This window comes from Silvibacterium bohemicum, from assembly GCF_001006305.1.
Taxonomy (GTDB): Bacteria; Acidobacteriota; Terriglobia; order Terriglobales; family Acidobacteriaceae; genus Silvibacterium; species Silvibacterium bohemicum.
In genome coordinates this window covers 107579-121248 of sequence record NZ_LBHJ01000020.1, presented here as the reverse complement: position 1 = coordinate 121248, position 13670 = coordinate 107579, and the positions used below count along the sequence as shown (strand labels likewise).

Annotated in this window: 10 protein-coding genes; 4 read left to right on the top strand and 6 right to left on the bottom strand. The window is 56.9% G+C overall.

The genetic code is table 11. The annotated features are described in order from the left end of the window. Nucleotides 1-3: 3 nt before the first annotated feature. From rnc to XX99_RS23685, 4 genes are read left to right on the top strand one after another with little or no spacing between them, the layout of a single operon-like run. Complete coding sequence (rnc, locus tag XX99_RS23700; protein ID WP_082125913.1) at nt 4-885, top strand: ribonuclease III; 882 nt, start codon at nt 4-6, stop codon at nt 883-885. Then, on the top strand, nt 882-1721 hold the full coding sequence (lepB, locus tag XX99_RS23695) for a signal peptidase I (protein WP_082125912.1): 840 nt from the start codon (nt 882-884) through the stop codon (nt 1719-1721). Before rnc ends, lepB (XX99_RS23695) begins: the two co-directional genes overlap by 4 nt. A gap of 33 nt (nt 1722-1754) precedes the next feature. Continuing rightward, a complete protein-coding gene (lepB, locus tag XX99_RS23690; RefSeq protein ID WP_050061899.1) occupies nt 1755-2531 on the top strand; it encodes a signal peptidase I in 777 nt (258 codons plus the stop codon). Between the two features lies 1 nt (nt 2532). After that, the gene (locus XX99_RS23685; protein WP_050061898.1) at nt 2533-5136 is read left to right on the top strand and encodes an AsmA family protein; all 2604 of its coding nucleotides are present in this window, start codon (nt 2533-2535) and stop codon (nt 5134-5136) included. Here XX99_RS23685 and XX99_RS28450 read toward each other — a convergent pair. From XX99_RS28450 to XX99_RS23650, 6 genes are all read right to left on the bottom strand, one after another. Continuing rightward, on the bottom strand, nt 5126-5260 hold the full coding sequence (locus tag XX99_RS28450; protein WP_260315132.1) for a hypothetical protein: 135 nt from the start codon (nt 5258-5260) through the stop codon (nt 5126-5128). The two genes, XX99_RS23685 and XX99_RS28450, sit on opposite strands and share 11 nt — an antisense overlap. A 118-nt stretch (nt 5261-5378) precedes the next feature. Beyond that, nucleotides 5379-6227, bottom strand: a complete 849-nt coding sequence (locus XX99_RS23680; protein ID WP_050061897.1) for a sugar phosphate isomerase/epimerase family protein — start codon at nt 6225-6227, stop codon at nt 5379-5381. Nucleotides 6228-6276: 49 nt separating this feature from the next. Then, nucleotides 6277-7596 (bottom strand): Gfo/Idh/MocA family protein, encoded by a 1320-nt coding sequence (locus tag XX99_RS23675; protein WP_050061896.1) that lies wholly within the window; start codon nt 7594-7596, stop codon nt 6277-6279. 392 nt (nt 7597-7988) lie between these two features. Then, nucleotides 7989-8678, bottom strand: coding sequence for an RNA polymerase sigma factor (locus XX99_RS23670; protein ID WP_050061895.1), 690 nt, complete (start codon nt 8676-8678; stop codon nt 7989-7991). Nucleotides 8679-8965: 287 nt separating this feature from the next. Beyond that, nucleotides 8966-12073, bottom strand: coding sequence for a sensor histidine kinase (locus XX99_RS23660; protein WP_156186183.1), 3108 nt, complete (start codon nt 12071-12073; stop codon nt 8966-8968). Between the two features lie 506 nt (nt 12074-12579). Then, on the bottom strand, nt 12580-13209 hold the full coding sequence (locus XX99_RS23650; protein ID WP_050061891.1) for a response regulator: 630 nt from the start codon (nt 13207-13209) through the stop codon (nt 12580-12582). Between the last annotated feature and the right edge of the window lie 461 nt (nt 13210-13670).

The window sequence follows — 13670 nt, the reverse complement described above, 5'->3', positions numbered from 1 at the left end:
AAAATGCAGGCGCAAGATTCAGTTGCGAAAGTCTGGACGCAAAAATACGGGCAGGGAGCGACGGCCGAATTGAAGCAGGCGAATCCGAGAGAGGGTGAGGCGAGTGGAGAAGACCCAGGCGAGATCGAGGCATTGCTCGAACATCGCTTTCGCAAGCCGGAGCTGCTGACCCAGGCTCTCACTCACCGCTCTCTGGCCTATGAGAACAAGCTGAAAGATCCGGATGCCGCCGCGAGCGTTCCTGATTCGGACAACGAGCAGCTGGAGTTCCTTGGAGACGCGGTCATTGGATTTCTAGCGGCGGACGATCTTTGCCGGCGCTATCCGGACCTCGACGAGGGGCAGCTCACGCGCCTACGTGCCGAGCTGGTAAGTCGAAAACATCTTGGCGCAGTGGCCGGCAGACTGAGTCTCGGCTCGTACATGCTGCTGGGGCGCGGAGAAGAGCGGAGCGGCGGCCGCAAAAAGAATGCATTGCTGGCCAACTGCATGGAAGCGGTGGTAGCCGCGCTTTATCTCGATGCGGGAATCGAACACACGCGAAACTTCGTAGTGCGCGAAGTGATCGAACCCTCGGTGGAAGTACTTCGCGAGCAGATGCTGGGCGGCAGCAGCATCGGCGACCACAAATCGGCTCTGCAGGAACTCCTGCAGGCACAGAAGTCCGGGCAGCCCGAATACGTGGTGAAAGCCGAGAGCGGTCCCGATCATCGCAAGCGGTTTCTGGTCGAGGTCTTCGTCGCGAAGAGCGGAACAAAATCCAAAGCGCTGGCTCGAGGGTTGGGCAATACCAAGAAAAAAGCGGAGCAGGAGGCGGCGCGCCGGGCTATCGTGCGGCTCAAGCGGCACGATCCGGTAGAGTCACCCACAGAATCCCCGTCATGAACCTCCCCGCATCCAATTCGGAGAGGCCATCGGTGGAAGAGTCCGCGCCTGTCTTGCCATCGAGCGGGCCTGAGGCTGCGCATATCGTTTTTCCCTCGCCGCTGGAGACGGTACGCTCTCTGCTGTCGATCATCGTGATCGCCCTGTTCGCCCTGACCTTCATCTTGCAGCCGTTCCGGATACCCTCCGAGTCGATGGAGCGCACGCTGCTGGTCGGCGACTTCCTGCTGGTGAACAAGATGATCTACGGCAAGCCGGGATGGTTGTCGCACCTGCTGCCATACCGGAAGGTGCAGCGGGGAGACATCATTGTTTTTCATTTCCCGCTCGACCCGGCCGATCATGTTGTGAAGCGGGTCGTCGGCATTCCCGGAGATCGGATTCGCCTTAAGAACGGAGTGGTTTATCGCAATGGCGATCCGGTCACCGAGCCCTACGCGATCTATGAATCGGCCGACGAGGATGCGTTTCGGGATCAGTTTCCGGCAGGAGGCTATACCAATCCTGGAATCGATCCGCACTGGTGGCAGGCCATGCGGGGCGACGTTCAAAACGGGGAACTGATAGTTCCGGCAAATTCTTACTTTGTGCTCGGAGATAACCGAAATCATAGCCGCGACAGCCGGTACTGGGGTTTTGTGCCGCGCGCCAACATCGTGGGGCGTCCGTTTGTGATCTATTTCTCGCTGCGGCAACCTTCGGCAACGGATTTGCCGGAGATGCCGCAGGTCAGGGCGGCCGGGTCTTCCGATGATAAACTCGGACACGGGAATGCAGTTGCCGGCAAGGTAGCGGATTTTGCGCGCTGGGACCGTATGTTGCGCATTGTTCGCTGATAAGTGTCGCGGAGACGATCGTTGCAGGAGAATATGGAGCAGGCGCTCGAAGAGCAGGCAGGGAAGAGCAAGCAGAGCGGCGAAGAAACTCCGTTTGAGGCCTTTGCCTCAATTTGCGGGGTATTGGTCTTAGGGCTTTTCGCGCTCACATTCGTCTTTCAGAATTTTGCGATCCCCTCGTCATCGATGGAGAAGACGCTCCTGGTAGGCGACCACGTGATGGTGGACCGCGTAACCCTGGCTCCTCCCACTCATTGGGCGCCCTTCGTGCACTATCGTGACGTGAGCCGTGGCGACATCATCGTCTTCTTCAAGCCCGGCGAGCCCGACCTCTACTTGGTGAAGCGGGTGATCGGCATTCCGGGCGATCACATTCATCTTGTGAACGGCATCGTCTATCTGAATGGCGTGGCTCAGAACGAGCCACAGGCAGGAAAACCCGCGCCCGACAACATCTTCCCGTATCGCGACGACTTCCCTGCGTTTGCACCCACGGATGGCGTCGAAGTCACGGCTACCTGGGCATTGGATCTGCCCAGTCACATTCAGAATGGCGACCTGGTTGTGCCGCAGGGCAAATATTTCGCCATGGGTGACAACCGCACCGTGAGTCTGGACAGCCGTTACTGGGGCTTCGTGCCTCGCGCCAACATCGTCGGCCGGCCGCTCTTCGTGTACTGGTCGTTCATCACGCCGGAGACGCAGTACGAGCGGACTGGCGTTGGGGATCGCGTGGGATTCATGAGCCACATCCTGCTGCACTTCTTCGATCAGACGCGCTGGAGCCGGACTTTACATCTGGTGAAGTAGCATGAGCGGATCCGCTCCGGGTGTTGCGCCCGTGCCCGCACATCGCCATGAGAAGTTGCTGCGATGGTTTTCGCTCGCGCTGATTGTGACTGTGATCGCGGCAGCCTTCCTGCTGCCGCTGATCAATATCAACCGCTATCACCGGACGATCTCCGAGACTCTTGCGCGGAGCATCGGACATCCCGTTCATCTGGGATCGGTAAAGCTTCAACTTCTGCCGCGCCCCGGCCTCGCAATTAGCGATTTGGTTGTCGAGGAGAATTCCGACTTCGGCGCCGAGCCGCTGTTGCGTTCCCCTTCCGTCGTGGTTTCCGTTCGCCTGACCTCTCTCTGGCGCGGCAGGCTGGAAGTAAGCCGCATCGATCTGGACGAGGCCAGCGTGAATCTTGTCCGCGACCCGAAAGGCCAGTGGAACTTCGGCTCTTTGCTGGAGCAGGCTTCGCGAATTCCAAATGCTCCAACAGCGCAACGGCACTCCGGCGGAAATCCACGCTTTCCGTACATTCAATTCAAGTCGGCGCGTATCAATTTCAAATCGGGTAACGAAAAGAAAGGCTTCGCGTTCTTAAACTCGGACCTCTCCATCTGGCTGGACAATCCTCATCAATGGAGACTGCGCTTCGAGGCGCAGCCGGCTCGCACCGACCTCGACATCGATCTCGAAGACACCGGCTCCATGCGTCTGGAGGGATCGATCGATCGCGCTCCAACATTGGAGCAGATGCCGGTGAAGCTGCACGCGGAATGGTTGCGGGCTCCCTTGGGTCAGGTGAGCCGTATGCTCTTCGCCGACGATATGGGATGGCGCGGCGATCTACGTGCAGAAGCCGACATAGCGGGCGAGGTTGGCGATATGCAGGTGACGACGCGATTGCGCGTGGCGGATGCGCATCGGCAGGAGTTCTCTCCGCTATCGCCGCTGAATATCGATGCGCAGTGCCGGGCGGAATATCGGCATAACGAGCAGTCTCTTGAAAATCTCACCTGCCTTTGGCCGGTGGGGGACGGACATCTGTTGCTGACGGGCAATGTCCGGAATTTTTCCGCGCCGCAGTCCCAACTCACACTGGAAATCAATCGGACGCCCGCGTCACTGGCACTCGATCTGATGGCGCTCTTACGTCCCTCGTTATCGTCTTCATGGGGAGCGAAGGGCACCATCAACGGAAGCTTCACCTATGCGACTGCCGCTGTACCTGCCTGGAAAGGTGACGCGACGGTCGAGCCTCTGAACCTCACATTTTCCGATGGCGGAGCGCCGCTTATGCTTCCGGCGCTGCATTTCATGACGCCGTCGACTGCGACACCCCCTATGTCTCACGGTAAGAAGCATAGCCAACGCAATGTTCGTGCCGTGAATGTTCCCACGCAGTCGACCATCGTATTGGAACCAGCGGCGGTCGATCTGGGAGCGCCCAGTCCGCTGCAGGTTTCCGGTGACTTCACGCCGGCACGATTCAGCCTTCACCTGGCGGGATCTGCGGCCGTGGGTAGGCTCAAGGGGCTGACTACTTCGCTCGCCTCGCTTCGCCCATCGACAGAGCAACTCGGAACACAAGGGCTCGCAGATATGGATGCGACGGTGGCAGGGCCATGGCTGGCAGAGCCCTCGTCCGTAGACGACGGTCTGAATGCTGCTACCGGCTCATCCACACAAGGTTGGATACATCTCCAGAATGCGGTGGCAAAGGTCGACTGGCTGCCAGAGCAGGTGACGATCACCTCGGCAACGGCGAGTTTTGGAGGTGGCAAGATCAGCTGGAGCAATGCGAACGTGTTGGTCAACGGTGTGGCGATTCGCGGGTCGGCCGACACTGCGACGCGATGCGAAAGCACCGAGCCATGCGCGACGCATTTCAATATCGACATTCCGCAGTTGGACGCAGCCGCGCTCCAGTCAGCTCTGCTTGGCGCCGGTCAGCATGGGGAATTGCTGGAAAGAATTCTCGCGGAGGTCGAGCGGAAGACGGCTCCGTGGCCGACCATGGACGGGCAGGTTCATATCGGGGCCTTCGCGCTCGGCGATCTCATTCTGCATAACACTCTCGCTTCCATCAGCGTGAAAGATCATCGGCTGGACATTACCTCGCTCGATGCCGCAGCTCTCGGCGGGTCCGCCCATGCAACGGGCACGGTAGAGGCTTCCGGATCGCAGCCGCAGTATTCTCTTGCGATCACTTGGAGCGGTGTTGACGTGGGTCAGGTGGCAGCCCTTTTTGATGAAAAGTGGCCAGCGTCGGGACGCATGGATGGTGGAACGGATCTGACCCTGCAGGGCTATTCGTCCTCGGATCTGGCTTCCTCGGCGCAGGGTAAATTTCACTGGCGGTGGAATGCGGGTTCTCTCGCTGTCAACGGCGGGGAAGTCGCGAATGTTGCCTTTGCCCCATCGCGCTTCACTCAGTGGAATGCGACAGGCGCAGTCGCCGACCGCGCGCTGACGCTGAATAAAGTGGGTACGACCAATCCGGTCAGCGGCAAGATTTCCTTTGACCGCAAGCTCGATCTGACCTGGGCGGCTGGTCGCGCCGGGACGCCTCTGCACGTCGGCGGCACGCTGGCGCATCCCGCGGTGGAAAACGTAACCGCGGGTGTTACACAATAACGCCCCGCTGCTGCATCGCGGCCAGTCCGCAGCAGTCGATATAAAACTGCTGCGCAGCGGTCTTCTCGGGAAGAGCGACGTCCAGATTGCTGACCGTCCCGGCAAAACCCATATTTTGGGACATAGTCTGCGCGCAGCGCGGAACGCGGCTCCGACGAGGAACCGCAGGCGCTGGATTCCCGTTTCCGCTGGTCCATGCAATGGCGCCGACCTGCTCAGATAAGGCTTGAGTCGCGAGTCTTCTATCCCATGCCAGTGAGAACACCGCGCATATAAGCAAAGCTGGCGATGACTCCAGGCATCGGATCGTCGGCATGGACTTCGTACTCTAGATCGACGAATCCTGGGTACTTCGTGTCGATGAGTGCCGCAAATATCTCCCGCACCGGCATGATGCCGTCTCCCACCGCTACTTGGCTCTCTTTGCTCCCAAAGCTGGTCAGATCTTTCATGTGCATGTTGAAGAGCCGTGGCCCGACTGCGTGAATGGCCTGCACTACGTCTATACCGGCGCGCACGCAGTGCCCCACGTCGATGCAACAGCCCATGCGCGGGTCCATATTCTCAACCGCCTTCAGCACATCGAGCGGAGAGTGCCAGATCTTATCCTCGGGGCCGTGATTGTGTATGGCGAAGCGTATGTCGTATTCCCTTACAAATTTTTCTATGCGCGAAAGAGTTTCCGGCACGGGGTCGCCAGCGACGATGACCGGGATATTCGCCCGTTTGCAATATTCGAACTTGCCGCGGATGTCATCGTCTTCATCTTTAGGGAAGTAGATGGCTCCCGCCGCGTGGAGTTTGATGCCTGCAGCAGTGTAGTCGGCGATGGCCTGCGCCTCACCAGCCTGATCGATTGGGAGATGATCTTTGGTGTCCTTCACGTTGAGAGCAGTTACGCTGAGCTGCTTCATGAATCCGATCATCTGTGCGCGGCTGAAAGTGCGGAAGGTATAGCTGGCCAAGCCCAGGCGAATCGGCGATGGCCGGCCCGTTTCTACGGATGGCTGCGCGAATGAGGGAATGGCTGCGGCGGCGCTAACCAACGCTGCAGATTGAATGAAGTCGCGACGCGAGAAAGCATTTTTCATAGATGGAAATTCCTCTGATGAACTTCATGCTTATGCCCATGCCCGCATCTCAGAGACGCGGCGCCCAGCCCTTCTCGTATTCGCGCTCCCACATAGCCATGGCTTGCGCATCGTTCAGCACCTTACCATCCTTGCTGTCGAGATGCAGCTCGTGTTGCACTTCCCACGCGATGTTGGAGAGCTGGAGCATGGTGACGGCGACATTGCCCACAGAAACCGGCGCATTGAGCTTCTCGCCTTTGCGAATGCCGGCGATGAAGTTTGCGAAATGAGCGTCTGTCATGGAGTCTGCGCCGATAAGGTCGGAGGACGATGTCTGTTTGCCTAGTTTGAACTCATCGACCTTATTCCCCTTAAGGTCGTAGACCTCATACCCATCGCGATCGACCAGTGCCGAACCGGTAGTTCCCATGATGGTCGATCCGCGATCGCGGTTATAAATTTTCATTCCCGAGCAGGACTTGCCCTCCCAGGAGATCAGCTTCTCGTCATATTCGAAGCTGGTGACGAGCGTGTCATAGAACTGCCAATCGTCCTTGAACGTGTATCGTCCGCCCGATGCTGTAATCCTGTTCGGATAGTCAACACCGAGCGCCCAGCGGCACACATCGACCTCATGCGTGCCGTTATTGAGGGTCTCGCCGGTACCGTAAATACGAAACCAGTGCCAGTTATAAGGTTGAATGTTGTCGGTGTAAGCGCGGCGCGGAGCTGGGCCCTGCCACAGCTCCCAATCGAGCTGCGACGGCACCGGAGCCTCCTTCCCGAAGCCAATCGACTTGCGGGTATTGCTGTACCAGGCCTTGGCGTAGTATGCGCGGCCAATCAGACCGTTGTGAATTTTGTCGACAATCTCGATGGTGTGAGGAGAGGAGCGCTGTTGTGTCCCCATCTGCACCAGCTTGCCGTACTTCTGCTGCGCGCGCACCAGGAGCGCGCCCTCGCCAGGATTGTGACTGCACGGCTTTTCAACGTAGATATGCTTACCCGCTTGCAGTCCGGCGATGGCCATCGGAGTATGCCAGTGATCGGGCGCGGCGATAGTGATCGCATCGACTTCCTTGATCGCCAGGATCTCCCGGAAGTCTCTCTTCGTCGACGGAGCTTCGCCCAGCTCCTGCTGCGTATCCTTGGCGAACTTGTCGAGTGTATTACTGTCCACATCGCAGAGATGTGTGATGCGTGCCGCAGCCTTATTTGCCTTGAGGGAAGAGAGGTGCGCATAGGCGCGGCTGTGGAGTCCGATGACCGCAAAATTAAGCCGATCATTGGAGCCCAGAATCTGGCTGTAGCTCTTCGCTGTCGACCCTACCGCCAGTCCTGCTGCTCCTACTGCAAGCGTGTCGAGAAACTCTCTGCGTGTAACCATCCGTCTCCTTCAGACATGCAGCGAATAACTTCCCTCGCATGAATGCAGCGGAAGTTAGCCAACAGAGAACGCCGGCTTCGATGGGTGTCTTTTCAACCCGTCCATACTAATACGAGGCGAGGTTTCCCGGGTTTCTGCACCACGCCAGTGAACTCCAGGCCGAGTGCATACCATGCGATCTGTCTGGGGCCAGGTGTAGCCGCCCCCTTAGAACGCGCAGCCGTGTCACCGGAATTCAGAGGAAATGGAATTTAAATTTGAGACCGCAGTCAGGCAGAAGAGGCGGGCATAGGTATGCAAAAAATAAGCCCACCGGCGTTTGGGGCCGGCGGGCTTCTAATTTCTATTTAGTGAAATCCATTTGACGGAAAGATCGGATCGATCTTCGGCGGTTATACCGAGACATTGCGCGCATTGCTTGCCGGCTGCCTACGAACAAGCGTTCTGCGCAGAGCGGTCTTCGCCCTAAGCAAGCGCGACTTCACAGCCGGAACCGAAATGCTGAGCGCATCTGCGATTTCGGCAGTGGAGCGATCCTGAAAGTGATACAGCTCTACTACATTGCGGAAGCAGGGGCGCAGACGTGGAATTGCGTTTCCCAGCCGTTCCCGCGTCTCGCACTGAACATACCAATGTTCAGGGCTGTCTGCTGGATCAGCAAATTCGCGCTGCTGCGGAGTCTGATCGCCATCGCCCGGCACTTCCATCGGGATCTCATTGCGAGAACGCTTTTTGCGCAAAAGCATAAGAGCCGAATTGATTGCGATCCGTGTAAGCCAGGAAGAGAAATTCGAGCGGCCTTCGAATTTATGAATGTGCTTGAATGCTTTGAGAAACGAGTCCTGGAGCGCGTCCTCGGCGTCTTCCCAATTCTTCGTAATGCGGTAGAGCCTCCGCAAGATTTTATCGGAATGAAGTTTACACAGAGTTACAAATGCAGCTGCGTCCCCGGCTTGTGCAGCGGCAACGAGCAGAGGCTCGCTCATTGTGTCCTGGACTCCGAGAAGTTCCTCGCTCGCCGGGTGAACAGAGTAGTTGGATGCCTGCCATGTAGGTGCTTCGATCTGTTGTTGAGGTCTCATTGTATTTTCCATGTCGCTCTCGATTGAATTCGATTTGCATTGCCTGGAAATTGCAGACATCGTATCCACTGGCACCGACTGTAACCACGGCGACTCTCCACCGTTCAGTGCACTATCGGATCGGATTGTCGGAAAACTGCTGACTGCGCAGTTAAGGACGGCCGCTCATATTGCTATGAAGGTCTTACATTTCAACTTCAATGCCTGAAGCTTAGGGGATGCCCGTGTTCTTCGAAACCTCAAAAACATTAGCGGAGCTCCTGCATTTTTCTGCAGGATTTCAATAGCTACTTGTTCGGGCTTGAAGGGCGTGGACGGAAAATGGATCGCAGCATAGCGGAAATACTCGGGCGCTGCGTGCCTGCGTTATAGAAGACCACATCGCCGGGAACAATCAGTTCGACTTCAGTTCCGGAATATGCTGAACTGGAAAGAGTCAGCGCGCCGCCTACACGTAAAGCGCGTTCGTGCATCCCCTTCAGTCCAAAGTGTCCATTCTTGCCACTGGCCGCAATCTCAGGATGAATCCCCTTGCCGTCGTCGCGCACACGTAGAACGAGATCGCGCGTGTAGCTAAGGTCTACCTCGACGCGGGATCCGCCGGAGTGGGTGCATGCGTTACGAATCGCTTCATACCCGATGCGGTAAACCTCGTCGCGCACGATGGGATGCATCTCGCGGGCAACGCCATCCACGAGCAGCGTGAACTCCATAGAGCTGCCGTCGCTGCATTCTCTGGCCGCACGTTCAAAAGCAGGCGCAAGATCGTTGACTTGAATTGTCGAAGTGCGCAAAGAATTGAGTGCGGCGCGGCCCTCTTCCATCGCCTTGTCTAGCCAGCGCGACAGCCGCTGCAATGCGTGACGCATGTGTTCGTTATCGCCGGGATTCTCTAGCGCATCGTCAGCCACCATCTTGCTGCCCTGTATGGTTTGCAATAGAGTGTCGTGAAGCTCGCGCGCCAATCGGGTGCGTTCTGCCATGCGTTCGTCGAAGCGGGCGTTGATACTTTCGCGCATGCGCCACATACGTAGCCGATGAAGCAGCCACAAGCTCATTAGCGCCAGGACGGTGCACATCACCCTGAACCACTCTGTCTGGTAGTAGGCTGGCTCAACGACAAAGTTCCAGGAAGCTTCAGCCTCGTTCCACAATCCGTCGTTGTTACATGCGATCAGGCGGAAGCGATAGTTGCCTGGGCTGAGATCGCTATAGAGAGCTTGGCGGCGGATGTCCGGATCCTGCCAATCGTGATCTCGCCCCTCCAATTTGTAGCGATAGCGAACCTTCTTTGGCACGACGAAGCTGAGAGCGGCATAGTCGATCTGCAAATCCTTTGTGTGGGGAGGCAGATGAAGATTCTGCTGAGGCGCGTAGATCGTTCGGTCGGCCACGATTTGCTCGATGTGAATCGGAGGTGGAACCTCGTTTCTCCGTTCATCGTCGGGATCGTACATCTGCAGAATGCGGCTGTTGACCACCCATATCTTATGATCGGGTGTCATCGCCATCTGAGGCTTCAGGGAGGTGACTCCCGGCTGGACGCCGTCGAGGGTTCCGACGACCAGCGGTGCATGAATGATGGCCTCGGGGTGCTTCCACCAGCGAGCGACTTCAGAAGACGAGATGTGGACGAGTCCGCATGACATCGAGAGCCAGAGGGAACCTCGACTGTCCCTGAGAAAGGCAAAAACATCGGTGCAAGGAAGTCCGTTCGCGGCGGTCAGGTTCTCTCGTACGCCATCTTTCCATATAAAGAACTCCGAGACGGTAGTTCCCCATATAGAACCATCCGGTAAGGCCTGAAGATCGCGGATATGCCGGAGGTTATCTTCCTCCTCCGATGGCCAGATTTTCTTTTTGCCATCGCTTACCGGAAGAATCTCTTCGCGTCCGTTGTTGTAACGGACCAGGTTCCCGGTTACTGTTCCGAGAATGGCGCCGCCCGCGGGATGGGCTGCGAGGATGTAGGAGTGAGCAATTTCGAATGAGGTTTTTTCTTCCTCGATCTGGAAATCGCGGATGTGGTAGAGATGCGGTCCGGCTTTAACCCATAAGCTGTGGTCGGCATCTTCGCAGATCGAGAAAACAATGCCGATGGGCTGGTTATCGGCATCGAGAATCGCCCGGAAGCGATTGTTCTCGTATACCCACAGTCCATTGTCGATTCCCACCCAGAGCCGGCCGGCATGATCTTCGAACAGCGTCGTGACACTGCGTCCCGGAAGATCGTGGTATTCGCGAATGGAAGAGAGTTTTCCATCCCGGAGAAAGTTAATAGATTGGAAGTTGCCGACCCACACCGTCCCATCGCGGCGGGCAATGAGTGAGCTGGCGCCGTCCGCGTACATGCCCTCGCGCATCGAATACGATGCGACCCGCACATCGCGAAAATTATCCACGCCACCTGAAGTGACAACCCACATCGTGCCTTCGCGATCCTCGTAGAAGCTGCCGATAGCGTCACTGGAAAGGCCGTATTCGCTTCCGAAGTGCTCCACTCTAGAGCCCTGAATGCGGAAGACACCATGATGAGCCGTGCCCACCCAGAGAAAGTTTTCGCGGTCGACAAACAACGTGATGACATCTGCATTGTTCGCCGGAATACTTGGATAAATATGGCGGATCCATTGACCATTCTGGAATTGTTCCAGCTCTAATTTGGTGGAAGAGGTCTCTATATTGGCCCACAAAGATCCATCCGGACTGGCGGCGATAGCCCTGACCGAACCGACACCCTGCTCTTCTTTGTCACTTCGGTGGAAGTAGCAGATGGATGTTTCGTCCTTCCATCGACAGAGCCCGTAATAGCCGCCGATCCAAAGATTTCCCGAAGTATCGGCCGTGACCGCGAGCGCCGAATCATAAGGCACGCCATCGGCCGGTCCAAGGCAGCGAAAGCCTCCACTGGTCATCCTGCACAGGGGGCCTTGGCGATCGGTGGCCTGGGTCCGAACGATCCAGGCTGCGTCTTTCCTGTCCATGTACATCGATTCGATACGGCCTTGAGGGTGCGCGTAAGTCGTCAACGTGCCATTGGCCCAATGCGACACACTATAGCCGGAACCGATCCACAGGCTTCCATCCTTCGCTCCTCCAATAGAGAAGATTCGGGAATCGGCCAGTCTCTGACCCGGCGGCAGAGACCAGGGCAGAAAGCGATTGCCGTCGAAGCGCAGCAATCCTATGTTCGTTCCCAGCCACAGGTAGCCGTCGGCAGTTTGCGTCATGACCGTGGGAATGCCGCTGAACTCTCCATCGGAGATACGCCAGGAGGTGTGGGCATATTGAGAGAGTTGTCTCGATGGATTGAGAGCGTACGCCGGCGTCGTGGCCAGCATCAGCCACCCGAGAGCAGCGAGTATCAGCAGCCGGTTCGCTCGCAACAGTTTCACGAACCGAGAGGAAGGCCGGCAATCAACGCAAGGGGCGTCCAATCGTGATTCTCTTACGGCCGAATAGCCAGTGATCGATCGAATATGCACCTGGACCTAACACCGTGATGGCGATCAGAATACTTGCAACTAGGAATGAGGTCCAATTTTCTTCGGCGGTGTCAAGTATCATTCTTACGATCACCGTTGCGGCCGTGAGTAGGGCGACAGCCGACGTTATGAAACCGGCGGCCATGAGAAACGCCGCGACGCACAAGAAAGCGCATCCTAAATGTTGATCGCGGCCTGAGAGCTCGGCGCCTTCACCTGCCAGGGCCGCTGCGACGGCGATCCGGAGCCAAAACATGGCAACGTCGCGGAAGCTTTCTGAAAAGCTTGGAAACAGTAGACTCAGAAGCCTGAACCCCAAGTCGGATGATACCGTTCCCTAAAATCCAGCGAAATCCTGAAATCTGCAGCCGCCCCCCCATAGTTCTCTATAGGTTGGCCATAGATGGCACAAAGAATTAGATCTGCAATAGGCCGCGGCGAACTGCGATGGTGACCGCGTGCGTCCGATCATTGGCTCTCAGCTTGTCGACGATGTTTTTGATGTGAAAGTTCACAGTAGTTTCTGAGATGTCCAGCCGGGATGCAATCTCTTTATTGCGATTGCCGTCTCGAATCAATCGCAGAACCTGAATTTCGCGCGGCGTAAGGTCATCTTCTCCCATGAATTCAACGAGGCGCGCCGCGACTTCGGCGGGTACATGGCGACGGCCTGCGTTCACCGACCGAATGATAGAAAGCAGCTCGTTCTTCGGAGTGCTTTTTAAGACGTACCCCGATGCTCCGGCGCGAAGTGCGCGCTGAATTTCCCCGTCACCATCAGAAGTGGTGAGAATGATGATTCGCGCGTGGGAAAACTCGCCGCGGATAGCGACCAAAGCGTCGATGCCATCCGTTTCTCCCAATCGAAGATCCATGAGTGTGATATCCGGCCTATGCTTCCGAAACTCGGAGATGGCTTCACCCGCAGTGGCTGCATGGCCTACGAGCGCCATATCGGATTGGGAACCGATGATTGTGCTCAGGCCTTCTCCGAAAACCGGATGGTCTTCCACACTCAAAATGCTTATCTGCTTAGTCGTTTCCATGGTAGCGTCTCCCTCGCGTTCATCGCGAGCACCATTCAGCGGCAGATTTAAAGTGACCCGGACGAAATTGTGCTTTCGGTCCGTAGCCTTAGTTTATGACTTCTTTCGACTCATATCCTAAACCGGGACCTGAACATCGCGATATAGGTCAGTTTGTTGATTGACGTAATATGAGCTTCTCTTTCTTGGAGAAGCAAGGCGATTCATTCACGTGTCCGCGGAAGGTCGGCCGTGCTCGAGCCGGCTGGCGAAGTAGAGACTACCGATCCACGTTTGATTTCGGGTTTGGTTTCAGGCTGATTTCAGGTTCAATTCCCAGCTCGGGCATAAAAAATATTGTATGCCTGGAAGCTGTCTCATCGAAGCATCTGCTGCTTGAGCGAAACGCATAAGACCCGCCTCGATGGCGGGTCTCATGCATGATCTCACTGGCGGAAGCGGTTAAGTGATAGCTTCCGGTG

Coding starts and splice junctions, on each gene's coding strand:
- rnc (WP_082125913.1), top strand. CDS start 4: ATGCAGGCGCAAGATTCAGTTGCGAAAGTCTGGACGCAAAAATACGGG.
- lepB (WP_082125912.1), top strand. CDS start 882: ATGAACCTCCCCGCATCCAATTCGGAGAGGCCATCGGTGGAAGAGTCC.
- lepB (WP_050061899.1), top strand. CDS start 1,755: ATGGAGCAGGCGCTCGAAGAGCAGGCAGGGAAGAGCAAGCAGAGCGGC.
- XX99_RS23685 (WP_050061898.1), top strand. CDS start 2,533: ATGAGCGGATCCGCTCCGGGTGTTGCGCCCGTGCCCGCACATCGCCAT.
- XX99_RS28450 (WP_260315132.1), bottom strand. CDS start 5,260: ATGTCCCAAAATATGGGTTTTGCCGGGACGGTCAGCAATCTGGACGTC.
- XX99_RS23680 (WP_050061897.1), bottom strand. CDS start 6,227: ATGAAAAATGCTTTCTCGCGTCGCGACTTCATTCAATCTGCAGCGTTG.
- XX99_RS23675 (WP_050061896.1), bottom strand. CDS start 7,596: ATGGTTACACGCAGAGAGTTTCTCGACACGCTTGCAGTAGGAGCAGCA.
- XX99_RS23670 (WP_050061895.1), bottom strand. CDS start 8,678: ATGAGACCTCAACAACAGATCGAAGCACCTACATGGCAGGCATCCAAC.
- XX99_RS23650 (WP_050061891.1), bottom strand. CDS start 13,209: ATGGAAACGACTAAGCAGATAAGCATTTTGAGTGTGGAAGACCATCCG.